The organism is Bradyrhizobium sp. 27S5 (assembly GCF_037217225.1).
In the GTDB taxonomy this organism is placed as follows: domain Bacteria; phylum Pseudomonadota; class Alphaproteobacteria; order Rhizobiales; family Xanthobacteraceae; genus Bradyrhizobium; species Bradyrhizobium septentrionale.
The window spans coordinates 788,573-807,026 of sequence record NZ_CP147714.1; the positions used below are offsets into that span (position 1 = coordinate 788,573).

Below are 18,454 nucleotides of genomic sequence, written 5' to 3' on the forward strand. Positions count from 1 at the left end.
GGCCCTGCCGCGATATTATTCAAATGAATTGTCTTTATCCGCCAATTCACATTGTGCATGATGAGCGCATGCGGCTGCGCAATCTCGACCTCAATTTGCTCCTGGTGTTCGACGCCGTCATGCGCGAACGCAGCGTGATACGCGCAGCCAACGCGCTTGCCATCAGCCAGCCGGCGGTCAGCCACGCGCTGAACCGGCTGCGCCACGCGCTCAAGGACGGACTGTTCGTCCGCACGCCATCCGGCATGTTGCCGACGCCGCGGGCGGAGGCGCTGGCGCTGCCGATCCGCAAGGCGCTCAACGAGCTGCAGCTCGCGGTCGAGGGCGATCAGTTCGATCCGGCGCAGGCCAACCGGCGCTTCAACATTGCGGTGAACAATTATGCCGCGGTGGTCGCGGTTGGCCTGATCCTCGCGGCGGCGCGGGCGCAGGCGCCGATGGTGCGGCTGACGCTGCTGCCGAGCGGCACCTTGAATCTTGCCGACCGGCTCGACCGCGGCGAGCTCGATCTCGCGATCTCCGCGCGCGCCCTCGAGGGCGAGCGCTTTGCCTCGCAGCTCTTGATCGAGGACCGCTTCGTCGCGGTGCTGAGGGCGGGGCACCCGTCCCTGCGCAAGAAGCTGACCGCCGAGCTGCTGGCCGGACTGCCTCATCTTGCGATCACCTCAAGCGGCGAGAATCTGGACTTCGTCGACGCCTGGCTGCAGGCCCGCAAGGCCGAGCGGACCATTGCCGCCGACGTCCCCTATCTGTCCGCCGGCGCGGTCCTGGTGCAATCCAACATGGTTGCGATCCTGGGGCGGAAGCTCGCGCTCGAATTCCGCCGCGCCTATCCGATCGAGATGCGCGAATTGCCGTTCGACGCACCGAAGCTGCAGAGTGTCATAAGCTGGCACCGCCGCTTCGACGATCTGCCGGCGCACCGCTGGCTGCGAGACACGATCGTTGCTGCCACGGCCGGCATCTGACATCCGCACGGGATCGTCGCGCTTGCGGCTGTGTTCAGCCCGGCGCGCGCTCCACGGCATGCCGCAGCCAGACCATGCCGCCCTCCAGCGTCTCGCAGTGGGTGAGCCGCAGCGATTGCCCGGCGCCGGGGCGGTCGCCCGCCTCGCCGTGATAGTCGACGATGCCTTGCGATCCGGCGACGCCGTCGACCGCCGGATGGATCAGCGTGCTGAACTCGTCGATCAGCCCGTGCTTGAGGAAGGCGCCGTTGATCCCGCCGCCCCCTTCGAGCAGCAGCGTTTTGGCGCCGAACAGCGACGCAAGCCGCGCCATCGCGCTCGCCAGGTCATCGCCCTTTGCGCCGGCAAAGAGATAGGACGCGCCGTCCTCGTGCAGCTCGGCGAGATGGGCATCGGAGACCTGCTCGCCGAGTACCGCGACGGCGTGATCGCCGCCGACATTGTCCTTGCCGAAATGCACGCGGCCGGCCGGATCGATGCCGATCGCGAGCTTGCGGCCATTGCGATTGCCGAGATGCGGTTCGCGCGGCACTTTCGGTGCATTGGCGATGTGCCGCTCCGATCCCTTGGCCATCTCGTTCATGGTGACGCGGCCGATGATCCATCCGTCGGCGTTGAATTCGTCATGGATCCGTTCGTAATGGGAGCGCAGCACGTCGGCCGGGATGCCGGCGGCGGGTTTGGTGAAGCGGCTGGGATGAAGCCGGCCGTCGATCGACGTGCCCATGTGGCAGATGATGTGGGGTCGCATAGGCTAACTCTTCGGTGGAGCGGCGCAGTGACTGCGCCGGGGGAGGGGCAAGCTCTGATCTAGAGTGGCCGAAGCACATTCTCAATGCCGATAACGCGGCAGTGTTTGGTAACATGCCCGCCGGATGGAACCAGCCGCGCCGCTCCACGTCTCTCCTCACGTCTCCTTCGCGTATTGCTCGTAAAGCCTGGCTGCATTGTCCCAGCGAATGGCCTCCATGTAGATGTCGACATAGCGGGCCGCGGCGGCGCCGAAGTCCATGTGATAGGCGTGCTCATACATATCGAGCACCAGGACCGGACGACCGCCGGCAAGCGTCGTCGTATGATCCGCGGCCCATTGATTGACCAGCCGCTTGTCGCGGGGCGAGTAGGCGAGGATCACCCAACCCGAACCGCCACCTTCCGCCTTGCCCATCGCGGCGAATTCGGTGCGCCAGCGCTCCATGCTGCCGAAGTCGCGCGTGATCGCCTCGGCGAGCGCTCCGCCCGGTTTGCCCGCGCCGCCGAGCCCATCGAAATAGACTTCATGCAGGATCATCGAGTTCGCCGCGATCAACTCCTCGCGCTTCAGGCCGTTGATCATAAAGTTCGGCGCCTTGGCGAAGTCGAGTTCGGCAAGCTGCGTGCCGATGGCGTTGAGCCGCTTCACCGCGCCGACGTAATTGTTCTCGTAGTGGCTGACGAGGATCTTCTCGGAGATGCCACTGATCGACTTTGGATCGAACGACATCGGTTTTGCCTGATAGGACATGGCCCTGGCTCCTGTCTGCTGGTTGGTTTCGGCAGCGGCGCGGTTGCTACCCAGCACGACTGCCGATGCGGTGGCTACGCCGGCCGCTGTGATGAAGTTGCGGCGCTCTGTGTCGATGGTCATCGGCTCCTCCTGATGTTGAGCAATGCCGGTACGCTTGGATCAAAGGGTGCGAAAGTTCGATGCGTCAGCCGCTCCGCTCAGATCATGCCCACGAGGCGCAGCAGCACGCCCACGATGCAGGACGCGGCGAGGACGGCGAGCATCCCCACATTGAAGCGGAAGATCGCAATCGCTGCGGCCACCGACAGCGCCAGCGCCGGCCAGTCGATACTGCCTGGCACCGGCGCGTCGAACGACAGGCCAAGCCCGTGCACCGGGAAGGTCTGCCGGAACAGCGTGTGCAGCGCGAACCAGATCGAGAGGTTGAGGATCACGCCGACCACGGCGGCGGTGATCGCCGACAGCGCGCCGGCGAGCGCCTTGTTGCCGCGCAGTGCTTCGATGTAGGGCGCGCCGACGAAGATCCACAGGAAGCACGGCGTGAAGGTCACCCATGTCGCGAGCAGGCCGCCGAGCGTGGCGGCAAGCATCGGCGGCAGGCCGCTGGCCTCGCGGAACGCCGCCATGAAGCCCACGAACTGAACCACCATGATCAGCGGTCCGGGCGTGGTCTCGGCCATGCCGAGCCCGTCCAGCATCTCGCGCGGGCTGACCCAGTGGTAATATTCCGCGGCCTGCTGCGCGACATAGGCGAGCACGGCATAGGCCCCGCCGAATGTCACCATCGCCATCTTGCTGAAGAAGATCGCGATCTGGCTGAACACGTCACCGGGCCCGAGCGCGATGAGCAGGGCGAACACCGGCACCAGCCAGAGCGCGAGCCAGACCGCGCCGACCCGCAGCGTGCGCGACGCGTTGGGACGGACGTGATCGGGCGCCGCTTCGCCGAGCATGCTGTCGATCACCGCGGAATTCTTGCCGCCATGTTCGATCGCCGCAAATTCGCTGCGGCCCAGGTATGCCCCGATCAGCCCGACGCCGGCAGCGGCCAGGATGATCAGCGGAAACGGCACCGCGAAGAAGAAGATTGCGACAAAGGCTGTCGCCGCGAGCGCGATCATCACCCGGTTGCGCAGCGCGCGCTTGCCGACCCGCACCACGGCCTGAATGACGATGGCAAGCACCGCCGCCTTCAGGCCGAAGAACAGCGCCTCGACAAATCCGACATTGCCGTAGGCGGCATAGATATAGCTGAGGCCCATGACGGCGAAGATACCGGGCAGGATGAACAATCCGCCTGCCACGATGCCGCCGAGCGTCCGGTGCAGCAGCCAGCCGATATAGGTCGCCAGCTGCTGCGCTTCCGGCCCCGGCAGCAGCATGCAGTAGTTGAGGGCGTGCAGGAAACGCCCCTCCGATATCCAGTTCTTCTCCTCGACCAGGATGCGATGCATCACCGCGATCTGGCCGGCCGGTCCGCCAAAGCTCAGGATCGCGACGCGCATCCAGACCAGCAGCGCCTCGTTGAACGAGATGCCGTGGGCGTGTTCCTGTCCGCGCGTCCTTGGGTTCGCCGCGACGTCGGTCATGGCTTCACCTTGCTGGTCGGCCAGTTATGCGTCTCCCGGGTCGCGTCGCGGCACCAGCGATAGAAGGCGTCGTAGAGTAGCAGGCCGGCGCTCAATTGTTCGAGGTCGTCGTCGAACATGCGCGACAGGCCGAGCGAGGCGGCGAGCAATCCGGGTGCCTCCGGGGATAGATCGAGCCGTGCGGTATCCGCGGCCCGCACCATGGTCGCAAGCCGCTCCAGCGCCGGCGTCGCCAGACCGAACTCCTTGACCATGATGTCGAAGGTGCAGAGTTCGCCGCGATGGCTCCAGAACACGTTCTCGATGTCGAACGGCGTGGCCCCGAACCGTTCGGCGACGGCCTCGACCTCCGCCGATGCGACGAACAGGAACACGGCCGCGGGATCGACAAAGCGGCGGATCAGCCACGGACAGGCGATGCGGTCGATCTTCGGCCGTGATCGCGTGACCCAGACGGTACGGCCGCGCCCGTCGCGTTTCGGAATCCTGTCGGCGGGAACGGTGGGAAGCTCCGCCGTTTTCCAGCCGAGATGGCCGCCCTCGAGAACCTCGGCAGCAATGTTGCCGCATCGTAGCCAGGCTGCGGTGCCTTCGGCGAGCTTCTGCCCCTTTTGGCAGATGACGACCACGGACTGGCCGGAGAAGCGGGAAGCCCAGTCCTGGACGTCGCGATGGGAGTGTCTGATTGCGCCCGGGATCAGCTGCGGATCTGCGGCGAAATCCTCATCGAGGCGAACGTCGACCAGCGTCGGCGCCTTGGCGGTGCCGATGAGACGAGACAATTTTTCGGATGAGATCGATGTGTATGACGACATGGTGCGCCCTTGGTGAACAGGACGCGATTCTTGGGCATGTCGCCTCGCGGGGAGATCGCACATCCCCGTGGCTGCAATAAAAGACGAATGTCCGTTGCTGTCAACGGCCTTGCCGAAGCGGATTTATCAGCGATTGAAGCGGATCACCAAAAGTTCACTGTCTATGACAGGAACGGTGTCGGTGCTGAATCTCGCTCTCAGCCGCTCGGATCGGTTCCACTTCCATCTTGAAACCTGCGCGCGGTCGTCTAGACTCCGCGTACGGGGGACAGGCAGACTCCCCGTGAGACCTCGGTCCAAGCTCTGCGCGACACCCAACCCGTCGTGGAGCTTTGATATGGACACCGAACAGCACACACCCCGTCGTTCCAGAATAGCGATCCTGTGGCGTGGCGATGCTGCGGCGCGGCAGGAGGCGACCCCACACAACAACCGTTTCGTCCGCGTCTTCGAAGCGCTCGAAGCCTCCGGCATCGAGGCGTGTCCCGTCGTCTACGACGAGAGTTTCGCCGATGCCGTCCGCGACCAGTTGCTGACGATGGACGGCGTTCTCGTCTGGGTCGATCCGATCCATCAAGGCAAGACGCGCGCGGCGCTCGATCCGCTGCTGTGCGAGGTCGCGGCGAAGCGTCCGATGAAACGTACCTGGGTCAGCGCCCATCCGGACGTCATCCTCAAGATGGGTGTCAAGGAGGTGCTCTACCGCACCCGTCATCTCGGCTGGGGCGCCGACACGCATCGCTACGCCACTGCCGACGCTTTCCGCGCCGAATTCCCGTCGCGCCTGCGCACCGCTGGTCCACGCGTGCTCAAGCAGAACCGCGGCAATGGCGGGCAGGGCGTCTGGAAGGTGGAAGCGTTGCCGAACGCGGACGCGACCGTTCGCGTGCTCCACGCGCTGCGCGGCAGCCAGCCCGAGGAGACGCCGCTGGACGCGTTGATGGCGCGTTGCGAGCCTTATTTCGGATGGGGCGGCTGCATCATCGATCAGGCTTTCCAGCCGCGGCTGCCCGAGGGCATGATCCGTTGCTATGTCAGCGGATCGAAGGTCGCGGGCTTCGGGCACCAGCTGATCAAGGCCTTGATCCCGCCGCCTCCGGAAGGCCCCGACGCACCCGAGGCCCAACCCGGACCGCGCATCATGCACGGTCCCGATGCGCCGCAATTTAGGACGTTGCGACGGCTGATGGAGAACGAATGGATCCCGCAGTTGATGGCGACGCTGGCGATCGATGAAGCGTCGCTGCCGGTGATCTGGGATGCGGACTTCCTCTACGGTCCGCGCGATGCCGATGGCGCCGACACCTACGTGCTCTGCGAGATCAACGCGAGCTCGTGCTTCGCGATCCCCGACGAGGCACCGGCCGCGATCGCGCAGACGGTCAGCGAGCGCGTTCGTCGGAGCGTGGAGAGCGTGAGGTGAGCACGCCCTTCAGGCTCCCTCTCCCGCATCCGCCTTCGCCAAGAGGCTTCGGCGGACAAGACGGGGGAGGGAACCCTGGCGCCGGCGCGTCCCTCACGCGCGCGTGCCACTGAGTTGCCCGACGGCGCAAGCCCCTCATGCAAAAATATTTCGCTTTATCAGAAGTGCTCGGACAATTCATGTCGCGAGAATGCGAAGCTGTATCCCCACCAACACTGTCATCGCCCGGCTCGACCGGGCGATCCAGTACGCCGCGGCCTCTCGGCTCAAGCACTGGCGCCTCTGGAATACTGGATCACCCGCATGCGCGGGTGATGACACCGAACAAGCTGTTTGACATTCGAATCCGAACCCAACGCCGTCATCCCCGCGCAAAGGCTTCGCCTTTGTCGCTGGAGGTGCGAGCGGAGCGAGCCTCGAAGGATGAATCGGCCACCAGCGGGGCCGTCGATCCTTCGAGACGCGCGCAAAAGCGCGCTCCTCAGGATGACGGTATTGAGAGCACGCCCACTACTTCGCCCGCATCGCCTCGGGCGTGTCCGGCTGCGCGGACGGATGCGCCCTGGCGAACGCCGGCAGCGCCATTGCGGTCTCGTGGATGCGCTTCACGGTCGGCCAGGGCGACAGGCTGATTTGCTGGTTGATCGCCGCGGTGACGTGGCCGACCACGCAGATGTCGGCGAGGCCCGGCGTGTCGCCGTGGCAGAACTGGCCGGTGGCCTTGTGGCCGGCGAGGTGCCCCTCGAGCGCCGCCAGCGTCTCGACTGTCCAGTGCCGCCGCCAGGCAATCTGCTGGCTGTCGCGCAAATCGAGCTCGCGATCGAGATAGCGGCGCACCCGCGGCGTCAGCAGCGGATGGCCCTCGCAGGCGACGATCAGCGCCAGACCGCGCACCCGGGCGCGGCCAAGCGGATCGGGTGGCAGCAGCGGCGGGGTTGGGTAGGTCTCGTCGAGATAATCGATGATCGCGAGCGACTGGAACAGCACCGCGCCATCGTCCGTCACCAGTGCCGGCAGCGCCATCTGCGGATTGATCTTGCGATAGGCATCGGCGCGATGCGCGTCCGCATCGATGTCGACGAACACGACCTCGGCCGGCACGCCCTTCAGATTGAGCGCGATCCGGACCCGAAAGCTCGCCAGCGACCGCCAGAAGGAGAAGAATTGCATGGGGAATTCACTCCGCTCGTCATGCGCGGGCAAAAGCGCGAAGCGCGTCTTCGCGCAGATGACCCGGGTATCCATCGATCTTCGCAAGAAGATTGTTGGAAGATGGATCGCCGGGTCAAGCCCGGCGATGACACGTCTTGGCGAGGCCTACCCCGCGCCGACCTTCTTCTTCCGCCAGGCGAGGTGCACCGCGCAGGTGCAGCCCTGCGGATGCGAGGCCAGTTCCTCGTCGTTGGCGGGCGTCGCGGCGGGCGCGATCGCCTGTCCCTTCGCGTCCTGCGACGGGATGTAGTTGAGCACCGGCGCGAGCCAGCGCTCGACCTCGGCAACCGTCATGCTCTTGCGCGCGGCATAATCCTCGACCTGGTCGCGCTCGATCTTGCCGACGCCGAAATAGAAGCTGTCGGGATGCGAGAAATACAGGCCCGAGACCGACGAGCCCGGCCACATTGCAAAGCTCTCGGTCAGCTTCACGCCGGCGGTGGTCTCGGCATCGAGCAGCGCGAACAACGTCCGCTTCTCGGTATGGTCGGGCTGCGCCGGATAGCCCGGCGCGGGGCGGATGCCGTCGTACTTCTCGAGGATCAATTCGTCCGGCGACGAGCTCTCGTCCGGCGCATAGCCCCAGAACTCTTTGCGCACGCGCTGGTGCATGCGCTCGGCGAAGGCTTCGGCGAGCCGATCGGCCAGCGCCTTGCACAGGATCGAGGAGTAGTCGTCATTGGCGTTCTTGAAGCGGTCGGCGACCGCGTCCTCGCCGATGCCGGCGGTGACGACGAAGCCACCGATATAGTCGGGGACGCCGCTGTCGACAGGCGCAACGAAGTCCGACAGCGCGGCGTTGAAGCGGCCCTCGCGCTTCTCGAGCTGCTGGCGCAGCGTATGGAAGGTCGCGATCTTTTGCTTCCGCGTCTCGTCGGCATAGACCTCGATGTCGTCGCCGACGGCATTCGCCGGCCAGAAGCCGATGGTGGCGCGCGCGGTGAACCACTTCTCCGCAATGATGCGGTCGAGCATCTTGCGCGCATCATCATAGAGCGAGCGTGCGACCTCACCGACCTTGGGGTCGTCGAGGATCGCTGGGAAGCGGCCGGTCAGTTCCCAGGTCTGGAAGAACGGCGTCCAGTCGATGTATTCGGCGAGCTCCGCGAGGTCGTAGGCGTCAAAACTCTTCAGCCCGAAGAACGTCGGCTGCTTCGGCGGCGCCGCGGCGAAATCGATCGCGACCTTGTTGGCGCGGGCAGCAGGAAGCTTCAGCCGCTTCTTGTCGGCCTGGGCGCGGAAATGCGCCGTCGAGATCTTGGCGTATTCGGCGCGCACCTCGGCGGCATAGGCCTGCTTCTTCTCGGCCGACAGCAGCGAGGAGGCAACGCCGACGGCGCGGCTCGCGTCGTTGACATGCACCACCGGGCCGCCCGGATAGTTCGGGTCGATCTTGACAGCGGTATGCACCCGGCTCGTGGTGGCGCCGCCGATCAGGAGCGGCAGGTTCATGCCCTGCCGTTCCAGCTCGCCGGCGAGGAAGCTCATCTCGTCGAGCGAGGGCGTGATCAGCCCGGACAGGCCGATGATGTCGGCGCCCTCGGCCTTGGCCGTCTCGATGATCTTGTTGGCGGGCACCATGACGCCGAGGTCGATGACCTCGAAATTGTTGCACTGGAGCACGATGCCGACAATGTTCTTGCCGATGTCGTGGACGTCGCCCTTCACGGTCGCGAGCACGATCTTGCCCGCGGCGTTGCGGCCGCCGGTGATGCCGTTGGCGAGGTTGCGCGCCTTCTCCTCCTCCATGAACGGCATCAGATAGGCGACGGCCTGCTTCATCACGCGCGCCGACTTCACGACCTGCGGCAGGAACATCTTGCCGTCGCCAAAGAGGTCGCCGACCACGTTCATGCCGGCCATCAGCGGGCCTTCGATGACGTCGAGCGGGCGGGTGGCGTTCTGGCGGGCGGCCTCGGTGTCGGCTTCGATGAACTCGGTGATGCCGTGCACCAGGGCATGCGACAGCCGCTTCTCGACCGGCCATTCGCGCCAGGCGAGATCCTGCTCCTTGGTCTGCTTCTCCTTGCCGCGGAATTTCTCGGCAAGCGCCAGCAAGCGTTCGGAAGCACCCGGATCGCGGTTGAGGATGACGTCCTCGCAGGTCTGGCGCAGCTCGGGGTCGATGTCGTCATAGACGATCATCTGGCCGGCGTTGACGATGCCCATGTCCATGCCCGCATGGATGGCGTGATACAGGAACACCGAGTGCATCGCCTCGCGCACCGGCTCATTGCCGCGGAACGAGAACGACAAATTGGAGACGCCGCCGGAAATGTGGGCGCCGGGCAGGTTCTGGCGGATCCAGCGCGTCGCCTCAATGAAATCGACGCCGTAATTGTTGTGCTCCTCGAGGCCGGTCGCGATCGCAAAAATATTCGGATCGAAGATGATGTCCTCGGGCGGGAAATCGAGCCGGTTGACCAGAATGTCGTAGGCGCGCTTGCAGATCTCGGTCTTGCGCGCGAACGTGTCGGCCTGGCCGGTCTCGTCGAACGCCATCACCACCACGGCGGCGCCGTGGCGTTTTGCAATCGTCGCCTCGTGCAGAAACTTCTCCTCGCCCTCTTTCATCGAGATCGAGTTCACGATCGGCTTGCCCTGGATGCACTTCAGGCCGGCCTCGATGACGTGGAATTTCGAGGAATCGACCATCACAGGCACGCGGGCGATGTCGGGCTCGGCGGCGACGAGGTTGAGGAACGTCACCATCGCCGCCTCCGAATCGAGCAGGCCTTCGTCCATGTTGACGTCGATGACCTGGGCGCCGTTCTCGACCTGGTCGCGCGCCACCTGCAGCGCCGCGGTGTAGTCGCCCGCGGTGATCAGCTTGCGGAAGCGCGCCGAGCCGGTGACGTTGGTGCGCTCGCCGACGTTCACGAACGGGATCGCATCGGTCAGCGTGAACGGCTCGAGGCCGGACAGCTTCAGCCGCGGCTCGATGTCAGGCACCACGCGCGGCTTGTGCGGGGCGACGGCCCTGGCGATCGCGGCGATATGGTCGGGCGTGGTGCCGCAGCAGCCGCCGACGATGTTGACGAGGCCGGCGGAGGCGAACTCGCCGATCAGCCGCGCCATGTAGTCCGGCGTCTCGTCATATTGACCGAACTCGTTGGGCAGGCCGGCGTTCGGATAGGCGCAGACCAGCGTGTCGGCGACGCGGCCGATGTCGGCGATGTGGGCGCGCAAATCCTCGGCGCCGAGCGCGCAGTTGAAGCCGATCGTGATGGGCCTGGCGTGCCGCACCGAATGCCAGAACGCCTCCGGCAACTGACCGGAGAGCAGGCGGCCGGACTTGTCGGTGATGGTGCCGGAAATCATCACGGGCACGTCGATGCCGCGCTCCTCGATGATCTCGGCGATCGCATACAGCGCCGCCTTGGCGTTCAGCGTATCGAAGATGGTCTCGACCAGCAGCAGGTCGGCGCCGCCGTCGAGCAGGCCCTTGGCCTGTTCGCCGTAGGCCTTGCGCAGGTCGTCGAAGGTCACTGCGCGATAGCCTGGATTGGAGACGTCGGGCGAGATCGAGGCGGTGCGGTTGGTCGGGCCGAGTGCGCCGGCGACAAAACGCTGCTTGCCGTCCTCGGCGCTCACCCGCTCCGCCGCGGCGCGGGCAAGCCGCGCGCCCTGCAGGTTGAGCTCATAGGCGAGGTCCGACATATCGTAGTCGGCCTGCGCGATCGAGGTCGAGGAAAAGGTGTTGGTCGCGACGATGTCGGCGCCTGCGCGCAGATAGGCGGCGTGGATGTCCGTGATCGCGTCAGGCTGGGTCAGGATCAGGAGATCGTTGTTGCCCTTGATGTCGCGGTGGAAGTCGGCAAAGCGCGCACCGCGAAAGGCGGCTTCATCAAACTGCAGGCCCTGGATCATCGTGCCCATGGCGCCGTCGAGCACCAGGATGCGCTCGCGGGCAGCCGCGAGCAATGCGTTACGCTTGGGGGAAACGGGAACGGACATGTGTCAGGCAGCTTTCTGGGCACCGTTCGGCCGGATGCCGAGCAAATGGCTGATCGCGAACACGAGGTCCGCGCGGTTCATGGTGTAGAAGTGGAAGGTGTCGACGCCGTGCTTGAACAGCTTCTGCACCTGACCGGCGGCGACGGTGGCCGCGACCAGCTTGCGGGTCTCGGCGTCGTTGTCGAGGCCCTCGAACTTCTCGGCGAGCCAGTCCGGCACGCTGGTGCCGGCGCGGGTCACGAAATTGCGGGCCTGCTTGAAATTGTGCATCGGCATGATGCCCGGCACGATCGGAATCTCGATGCCGCGCGCCCGCACCCTGTCGACATAGCGGTGGTAGAGGTCGTTGTCGAAGAACACCTGGGTAATCGCGCGGGTCGCGCCGGAGTCGACCTTGGCCTTCAGCGTATCGATGTCGGCGTCGAAGTCAGCGGCTTCCGGATGCTTCTCGGGATAGGCGGACACCGAGATCTCGATGTCGGCGTGGCGCTTCTTGATGGCGGCGACGAGCTCGGCCGAGCTCTGGTAGCCGTCGGGATGGGTGAAGTAGGGCGTGCCGATGCCGCCGGGCGGATCGCCGCGCAGCGCCACGATGTGGCGGACGCCGACCTCATGGTAGCGGTCGACGATGTCGTCAATCTCGCCGCGCGAGGCGCTGACGCAGGTCAGATGCGCGGCCGGCAGCAGATCGGTCTCGCGCAGGATGCGCGTGATGGTGGAATGGGTGCGCTCGCGGGTCGAGCCGCCGGCGCCATAGGTGACCGAGACGAAGTTCGGCGTCAGCGGCGCCAGCCGGTTGATGGTCTCCCAGAGATTGCGCTCCATCTCCTCGGTCTTCGGCGGGAAGAACTCGAAGGAGATTTTCGGCGTCTTTGGCGCACGATACCCGTTCGGCACGGAGGAAATGGTCTCGGTCATGATACGCAAGGGCTCCGCAACTGAAGGGCAGACGTCTGGCCTGGATATGATCTGCGTAAGATAGGCCAAACGGGTTGGATCAAACAGCCCATCGGATATGGGAAATTGCCCATTTGGATGCGTTGGAGTGGCAAAAATTGACCATCAAAAGCCAATAGTGGGCAATGTGTTCTCTTTGATGATGATACAATTAATTAATTGAATTATATAGATAAAAACTATGTTCTGCGATTGGTTTGCGGTCAAAAACAGCTATGGGCAGCTGGCTGTGTCAATGAATCGTTGCATTTCGTCCCAAAAACCGTGGCGGCTGGCGCCGACCTTCCGGTGCGGGACTGCCCTGCGCGGCCGGGGCCTTTGTCGCCTCGTGGCGTCACACTAGGTTGACTGCCATGATTCCGCTCTCCGTCCTCGATCTGTCCGTCGTCACCACCGGTACCAAGCCAGCCGCTGCGCTCCGCAACAGCATCGATCTGGCGCGCCATGTCGATGCTCTCGGTTACACACGCTATTGGCTGGCCGAGCACCACAACCTCGCTTCCGTCGCGAGCCCGGCGCCCGATCTGATGATCGGGCAGATCGCGGCGGTGACGCAGCATATCCGCGTCGGCTCCGGCGGGGTGATGCTGCCCAACCATGCTCCGCTCGTGATCGCCGAGCGCTTTAAGATGCTGGAGGCGCTGTTTCCCGGCCGCATCGATCTTGGGCTTGGCCGCGCGCCCGGCACCGACGGCGCCACGGCTTACGCGCTGCGCAGCCGGCTCGATCGCCGCGAGGGCGACGATTTCCTCGAGCGGCTGCATGAGCTGACCTTGTGGGAGACGCGCGATTTCCCGGCCGGCCATCCCTACAACAATGTGGTGGCGATGCCGGATGATTCGCCGCTGCCGCCGATCTGGCTGCTCGGCTCGAGCGATTATTCCGCCGAGCTCGCCGCGCAGGTCGGGATGGGCTTTGCATTCGCGCATCATTTCGCGAGCCATGATGCTGTCGCGGCGATGACGAATTATCGCGCGCATTTCAAGCCGTCGGGCTGGCGCGCGACGCCGCAGTCGATCCTGGCGGTCGCCGTCGTCACGGCGGAGACCGACGCGGAAGCCGAGCAGCTCGCGATGTCGATGGACCTCAACCGGCTGCGCCGCGACCGCGGTCAATATCTGCCGTTGCCGAGCGTCGAGGAGGCGCAAGCCTATCCCTACACCGACGCCGAGCGCGCCTCGATCGCACGCAACCGCGCCCGCTTGTTCGTCGGCAGCCCTGCGACCGTGATGACCAAGCTGCCGCCGCTGATCGCGGCGAGCCAGGCGGACGAACTGATGGTGATATCAGCGGTCTACGATCACGACGCGCGGAAGAAGTCGTATGACCTGCTGGCCAAGGCATTCGGGCTGCAGAAGAAGGCAGCCGCATCATGATCGTCGTCCCGGCGCAGGCCGGGACCCATACGCCGCGGCTTTAGTTATTGAGCAAACTGGTTGTCGCCGTGCCGCTTACGAAGGCCGGTGGTTATGGGTCCCGGCCTTCGCCGGGACGACGTATGGAGGACAGCGCGTGCGATTCAATCCGCCTTCTCGCTAAACGTCGCGCGGAACGGATGGCCGGGATAGACGCCGACGATGCGGAATTCGCGCGAGAAGAATTTCAATTCCTCCAGCGCAAAGGCGAGCCCGCGGTCGTCAGGATGGCCGTCGACGTCGGCATAGAACTGCGTGGCGAAGAAATTGCCGTCGACCATGTAGCTCTCGAGCTTGGTCATGTTGACGCCGTTGGTGGCAAAGCCGCCCATCGCCTTGTACAGCGCGGCGGGCAGGTTGCGCACCCGGAAAACAAAAGTGGTGACCAGCGGCCCCGAGCCCTGCGCCGCCCATTTGGCCTCGCGCGCCAGCACCACGAAGCGGGTGGTGTTGTGGGCCTCGTCCTCGATGTCCTCGGCGAGAATGTCGAGGCCATAGATATCGGCGGCGAGGCGGGAGGCGATCGCCGCCACGCTCTTGTCGCCGCGCTCGGAAATATCGCGGGCGCTGCCGGCGGTGTCGCCGGCGACGATCGGCCTGATGCCGAGCTTGCGGATGATGCGCCGGCACTGGCCGAGCGCGTGGACGTGGCTCTCCACGCTCTTGATGTCGGCGAGCCTGGTGCCCTTGACCGCCATCAGCTGGTGGCGGACCGGCAAGAACCATTCGCCGACGATGAACAGGCCGGAATCCGGCAGCAGATGGTGGATGTCGGCGACGCGGCCGGCGACCGAATTCTCGATCGGGATCATGCCGAGATCGGCCTCGCCCGAGGTGATCGCAGCCAGCGCGTCCTCGAAGGTCGCGCAGGGCATCGGCTCGGCGTCGGGATAGGCCTCGACGATCGCGATATGGGAATTGGCGCCAGGCTCGCCCTGGAACGCGATTTTCAGCTTCTTGGTCATGGGTTCTTTCCTGCGGCGCCTTTTAGCACCCGGTCAGGCTTTGGAAAGTATTCTGCGGGCGGTTTCGAGGTCGGCCGGGGTGTCGACGCCGCGCGGGACGGTGTCGACGATGGTGATGTCGATCCGCATCCCGGCCTCCAGCGCGCGCAGCTGCTCGAGCTTCTCCTGCTGCTCCAGCGGCGAGGGCGGCAGCGCCACGAAGCGCGCCAGCGCGGCCCGGCGGTAGGCGTAGAGGCCGATATGATGGTAGCGCGGTCCGTCGCCATGGGGCGCGGTGGCGCGGGTAAAATACAGCGCGCGCAAACGATTTGCCCCGATCGGCGAGCCCACCGCCTTGACGACGCTGGGGGCCCGATCCTCGTCCTCGGTATGGATGCGCGAGGCCAGGGTCGAGATATCGACCGCGGGATCGTCGAGCGCCGGCATCACGCTGCGGATGGTCTCAGGGGTGATGGTCGGGAAATCGCCCTGCAGATTGACCACGATCTCGGCACGGCCGTCCGGGTCGAGGATCGTCATCGCTTCATGAATCCGGTCCGAGCCGGAGGGATGCTCAGTGCGGGTCATCACGACCTCGCCGCCGGCTGCCTTCACCGCTTCAGCGATCTCGGCCGTGTCGGTGGCGACCGCGACCCGGCCGATCCCGGCCTCCTCGGCCCGCCGCAGCACGTGGACGATCATCGGCGCGCCCGCGATATCGAGCAGCGGCTTGCCGGGCAGTCGGGTGGCGGCCATGCGGGCCGGAATCAGCACCAGGGTGCGGGGTTGGGTCATTCGTGTCGGGGCCCGTCCGGCCTGCGGAAATTGGCGGGGAGGAGGTTGAATTCGGCGCGTTTATACGGGTTGCCAGAGCGCGGGCAAACCGATATCTCAACCCTGCTTGGGGCGGTGCGATAAGGCCGATTCCCAGGTCTTTCCCCGCGGCCGTATTCCCGGCCTGAAGTCGACATTCAAGGCCCGGAGCCTGACCCGAAATGGACTCCTTCGAACTCAACAAAATTCTCGGTGCGCTTCTCGGCACCTGCATCGTCGTCCTGGTGATGAGCTTTGCCGCCGGATCGGTGTTTTCCGCGAAGCTGCCGGAAAAGCCGGGCTTTGAGATCGCGGTGAAGGAAGAGTCCCATGGTGGCGGCGAGGCGGCTGCGGCCGCATCCGAGCCGATCGAAAAGCTGCTGCAGACCGCCTCGGTCGAGAAGGGCGCGGCGGCCGCCAAGAAGTGCCAGGCCTGCCATACCTTCGAGAAGGGCGGTCCCAACCGCGTCGGTCCGAACCTGTTCGGCGTCGTCAACGAAGCCAGGGGCGAAGGCCGTGGCTTCAATTTCTCGGCGGCGATGAAGGCCAAGGGCGGCACCTGGAGCTTCGACGACCTCAACAAGTTCCTGACCAATCCGAAGGGCTTCATCCCGGGCACCGCGATGGGCTTCGCCGGCGTTCCGAAGGACAGCGAGCGCGCCGACATCATCGCCTATCTGAATTCGAACTCGGAGCATCCGGCTCCGATCCCGACCGCTTCGAAGTAACGATTTGCTTCGCGCAAGCATGTGGATGAAACGGCCAGGCAATGCCTGGCCGTTTTCGCATGGGCAATCCGCTGTCGCGGGGTTGTTATCGGGACGTTTCGCCGCACCGGTATTGTTCCCGGGCGATCATCATGAGGAAAAAGCAACGTAATTTGTCGAACCGTTGCCTTATATTGGGTCCCATGTAACCGGGGCCGCAAGCAGGAAGAGCGAATTTGGCGATCACCCGACGACACCTCCTTCAAGGCAGCGCACTGGCGGCAATGGCTCCGGCGCTCGGACTTAACCCCGGCATCTCGGCGATCACGCAGGCGTTCGCCGACGACGCCCCCAACGGGCTGAAATGGCGGCACGGCCTCTCGACCTACGGCGAAATCAAGTACCCGGCCGACTTCAAGCGCTACGACTACGTCAATCCGGACGCGCCGAAGGGCGGCGTGGTCAGGCTATTCCAGCCCGGCACCTATGACAGCTTCAACCTGGTCGTCGCCGGGTTGAAGGGCACCGTCTCAGCGGCTGTCAGCCGCATCTATGACTCGCTGATGGAAGCCTCGCTCGACGAGCCCGATACGTATTATGGCGAACTCGCCGAGGCTGCAGCCTTTCCGGACGATTTCTCCTATGTGATCTACCGCCTGCGGCCGAGTTCGCGCTGGCACGACGGCAAGCCGGTCACGCCGGAGGATGTGATCTTCTCCTTCGAGGCGTGGAAGGCGAACAGCCCGATGTTCAGCGGCTACTACCGGCACATCGAAAAGGCCGAGAAGATCGGCGATCGCGACATCAAGTTCACCTTCGACAGCCCGGGCAACCGCGAGCTGCCGATGATCACCGGCCAGCTCATCATCCTGCCCAAGCATTGGTGGGAAGGCACCGATCCGCAGGGCAAGAAGCGCGACATCACCGCGAGCACGCTGGAGCCGCCGCTTGGGTCCGGCCCCTATCGGATCAAGGAATTCGTCGCCGGACGCTCGGTGGCGCTCGAGCGCGTCAAGGATTACTGGGGCAAGGACATCCCGATCGCGATCGGACAGAACAATTTCGACGAGCTGCGCTACGAATATTTCCGCGACGATACCGTCGCGCGTGAGGCGTTGAAGGCCGACCAGTTCGATTGGTACGGCGAGCGCAGCGCCAAGGAATGGGCGTCGGCCTACGACGTTCCGCCGGTGCGCGAGAAGCGGCTGCTCAAGGAGCTCTTCACCGTCCGCAATCAAGGCCGCATGCAGGGATGGGTGTTCAACCTGAGGCGCCCGAAGTTTGCCGATGCCAGGCTGCGCCGCGCCTTCAATTATGCGTTCGATTTCGAAGAGATGAATCGCGTGCTCTCGACCGGCGAGTATCACCGCGATTCCAGCTATTTCGACGGCATCCCCGATCTGATGGCGACCGGCCTGCCGGAAGGCAAGGAGCTCGAGATCCTGGAGGCGGTGCGCGACAAGGTGCCGCCGGAAGTTTTCACGACGCCATACACGGATCCGGTCGGCGGCACGCCGGAAAACGTGCGCGCCAATCTGCGCGAGGCGACGCGGCTTCTAAAGGAGGCCGGCTTCGAGATCCGCGATCGCAAGCTGGTCGATGCCTCCGGCCAGCCGTTTACGGTCGAGATCCTGGGCAACAGCGGCGATGCCGGCATGGAGCGGATCTCGCTGTTCTACAAGCCGAGCCTGGAGCGCCTCGGCATCACCGTCAATCTGCGCGCCGTCGACACCGTGCAGTACCAGAACCGGGTGCGCGATTTCGATTTCGAGATGGTCACCCAGGTATGGGGACAGTCGATCTCGCCCGGCAACGAACAGCGCGACAATTTCGGCTCGCAGGCGGCCGACCGGCCAGGCTCCAACAATCTCCCCGGCATCAAGAATCCGGCCGTCGATGCCATCATCGAGCGGATCATCTTCGCCAACAGCCGCGCCGATCAGATCGCCGCCGCCAAGGCGATGGACCGGGTCTTGCTCTGGAACTTCTATCTCGTTCCACACTTCAACTACGACAAGCAGCGTTATGTGTATTGGGATCGCTTCAGCCATCCCGATCCGCTGCCGAAATACGGCGTCTCGGGATTCCCGAATCTCTGGTGGTACGACGCCGACAGGGCAGCCAAGCTCAAGCGTTCATAAGATTAA

General features: G+C 64.8%; 14 protein-coding genes. 5 read left to right on the forward strand and 9 right to left on the reverse strand.

The annotated features are described in order from the left end of the window. Positions 1 to 68: 68 nt before the first annotated feature. Positions 69 to 968: a LysR family transcriptional regulator gene (locus tag WDM24_RS03780; RefSeq protein ID WP_338830516.1), complete on the forward strand. Its 900-nt coding sequence runs from the start codon at positions 69 to 71 to the stop codon at positions 966 to 968. Between the two features lie 34 nt (positions 969 to 1,002). Here the strand turns inward: WDM24_RS03780 and WDM24_RS03785 are convergent, their stop codons facing one another. From WDM24_RS03785 to WDM24_RS03800, 4 genes are all read right to left on the reverse strand, one after another. Further along, positions 1,003 to 1,719, reverse strand: coding sequence for a dihydrofolate reductase family protein (locus WDM24_RS03785; RefSeq protein WP_338830517.1), 717 nt, complete (start codon positions 1,717 to 1,719; stop codon positions 1,003 to 1,005). A 156-nt stretch (positions 1,720 to 1,875) separates the two neighbouring features. Then, on the reverse strand, positions 1,876 to 2,472 hold the full coding sequence (locus WDM24_RS03790) for a superoxide dismutase (RefSeq protein ID WP_166307965.1): 597 nt from the start codon (positions 2,470 to 2,472) through the stop codon (positions 1,876 to 1,878). Between the two features lie 200 nt (positions 2,473 to 2,672). After that, positions 2,673 to 4,064 carry a chromate efflux transporter gene (gene chrA, locus WDM24_RS03795; RefSeq protein WP_338830518.1) on the reverse strand — a complete coding sequence of 464 codons (1,392 nt, stop codon included), beginning with the start codon at positions 4,062 to 4,064 and terminating at the stop codon, positions 2,673 to 2,675. After that, positions 4,061 to 4,879, reverse strand: coding sequence for a sulfurtransferase/chromate resistance protein (locus tag WDM24_RS03800; RefSeq protein ID WP_338830519.1), 819 nt, complete (start codon positions 4,877 to 4,879; stop codon positions 4,061 to 4,063). Before WDM24_RS03800 ends, chrA begins: the two co-directional genes overlap by 4 nt. A gap of 337 nt (positions 4,880 to 5,216) precedes the next feature. On the opposite strand from WDM24_RS03800, the gene WDM24_RS03805 reads away from it, so the two are divergent. Beyond that, the gene (locus WDM24_RS03805; protein WP_338832573.1) at positions 5,217 to 6,302 is read left to right on the forward strand and encodes a Cj0069 family protein; all 1,086 of its coding nucleotides are present in this window, start codon (positions 5,217 to 5,219) and stop codon (positions 6,300 to 6,302) included. Between the two features lie 510 nt (positions 6,303 to 6,812). On the opposite strand, the gene maiA is transcribed toward WDM24_RS03805, so the two are convergent. The 3 genes from maiA to metF all read right to left on the reverse strand — a co-directional run bounded on the left by maiA (position 6,813) and on the right by metF (position 12,389). Then, the gene (gene maiA / locus WDM24_RS03810; protein ID WP_338830520.1) at positions 6,813 to 7,472 is read right to left on the reverse strand and encodes a maleylacetoacetate isomerase; all 660 of its coding nucleotides are present in this window, start codon (positions 7,470 to 7,472) and stop codon (positions 6,813 to 6,815) included. 147 nt (positions 7,473 to 7,619) lie between these two features. Next, on the reverse strand, positions 7,620 to 11,471 hold the full coding sequence (metH, locus tag WDM24_RS03815; RefSeq protein WP_338830521.1) for a methionine synthase: 3,852 nt from the start codon (positions 11,469 to 11,471) through the stop codon (positions 7,620 to 7,622). Positions 11,472 to 11,474: 3 nt separating this feature from the next. Next, positions 11,475 to 12,389, reverse strand: a complete 915-nt coding sequence (gene metF / locus WDM24_RS03820; RefSeq protein WP_338695387.1) for a methylenetetrahydrofolate reductase [NAD(P)H] — start codon at positions 12,387 to 12,389, stop codon at positions 11,475 to 11,477. A 392-nt stretch (positions 12,390 to 12,781) separates the two neighbouring features. Between metF and WDM24_RS03825 the strand changes: the two genes are divergently transcribed. After that, positions 12,782 to 13,804 carry an LLM class flavin-dependent oxidoreductase gene (locus tag WDM24_RS03825; RefSeq protein ID WP_338830522.1) on the forward strand — a complete coding sequence of 341 codons (1,023 nt, stop codon included), beginning with the start codon at positions 12,782 to 12,784 and terminating at the stop codon, positions 13,802 to 13,804. Positions 13,805 to 13,947: 143 nt separating this feature from the next. Here the strand turns inward: WDM24_RS03825 and WDM24_RS03830 are convergent, their stop codons facing one another. After that, complete coding sequence (locus tag WDM24_RS03830; RefSeq protein ID WP_338695391.1) at positions 13,948 to 14,808, reverse strand: prephenate dehydratase; 861 nt, start codon at positions 14,806 to 14,808, stop codon at positions 13,948 to 13,950. A 33-nt stretch (positions 14,809 to 14,841) separates the two neighbouring features. Then, positions 14,842 to 15,582: a 3-deoxy-manno-octulosonate cytidylyltransferase gene (locus WDM24_RS03835; RefSeq protein WP_338830523.1), complete on the reverse strand. Its 741-nt coding sequence runs from the start codon at positions 15,580 to 15,582 to the stop codon at positions 14,842 to 14,844. 200 nt (positions 15,583 to 15,782) lie between these two features. Between WDM24_RS03835 and WDM24_RS03840 the strand changes: the two genes are divergently transcribed. Together WDM24_RS03840 and WDM24_RS03845 are read left to right on the forward strand one after the other, a co-directional pair. Beyond that, complete coding sequence (locus tag WDM24_RS03840) at positions 15,783 to 16,328, forward strand: cytochrome c family protein (RefSeq protein WP_338695395.1); 546 nt, start codon at positions 15,783 to 15,785, stop codon at positions 16,326 to 16,328. Between the two features lie 263 nt (positions 16,329 to 16,591). Beyond that, positions 16,592 to 18,448, forward strand: coding sequence for an extracellular solute-binding protein (locus tag WDM24_RS03845; RefSeq protein ID WP_338832574.1), 1,857 nt, complete (start codon positions 16,592 to 16,594; stop codon positions 18,446 to 18,448). The last annotated feature ends 6 nt before the right edge of the window (positions 18,449 to 18,454 follow it).

Bases quoted from the DNA above. Each gene is read 5' to 3' on its own strand.
- WDM24_RS03780 (WP_338830516.1), top strand. From the start codon at position 69: ATGCGGCTGCGCAATCTCGACCTCAATTTGCTCCTGGTGTTCGACGCC.
- WDM24_RS03785 (WP_338830517.1), bottom strand. From the start codon at position 1,719: ATGCGACCCCACATCATCTGCCACATGGGCACGTCGATCGACGGCCGG.
- WDM24_RS03790 (WP_166307965.1), bottom strand. From the start codon at position 2,472: ATGTCCTATCAGGCAAAACCGATGTCGTTCGATCCAAAGTCGATCAGT.
- chrA (WP_338830518.1), bottom strand. From the start codon at position 4,064: ATGACCGACGTCGCGGCGAACCCAAGGACGCGCGGACAGGAACACGCC.
- WDM24_RS03800 (WP_338830519.1), bottom strand. From the start codon at position 4,879: ATGTCGTCATACACATCGATCTCATCCGAAAAATTGTCTCGTCTCATC.
- WDM24_RS03805 (WP_338832573.1), top strand. From the start codon at position 5,217: ATGGACACCGAACAGCACACACCCCGTCGTTCCAGAATAGCGATCCTG.
- maiA (WP_338830520.1), bottom strand. From the start codon at position 7,472: ATGCAATTCTTCTCCTTCTGGCGGTCGCTGGCGAGCTTTCGGGTCCGG.
- metH (WP_338830521.1), bottom strand. From the start codon at position 11,471: ATGTCCGTTCCCGTTTCCCCCAAGCGTAACGCATTGCTCGCGGCTGCC.
- metF (WP_338695387.1), bottom strand. From the start codon at position 12,389: ATGACCGAGACCATTTCCTCCGTGCCGAACGGGTATCGTGCGCCAAAG.
- WDM24_RS03825 (WP_338830522.1), top strand. From the start codon at position 12,782: ATGATTCCGCTCTCCGTCCTCGATCTGTCCGTCGTCACCACCGGTACC.
- WDM24_RS03830 (WP_338695391.1), bottom strand. From the start codon at position 14,808: ATGACCAAGAAGCTGAAAATCGCGTTCCAGGGCGAGCCTGGCGCCAAT.
- WDM24_RS03835 (WP_338830523.1), bottom strand. From the start codon at position 15,582: ATGACCCAACCCCGCACCCTGGTGCTGATTCCGGCCCGCATGGCCGCC.
- WDM24_RS03840 (WP_338695395.1), top strand. From the start codon at position 15,783: ATGGACTCCTTCGAACTCAACAAAATTCTCGGTGCGCTTCTCGGCACC.
- WDM24_RS03845 (WP_338832574.1), top strand. From the start codon at position 16,592: ATGGCTCCGGCGCTCGGACTTAACCCCGGCATCTCGGCGATCACGCAG.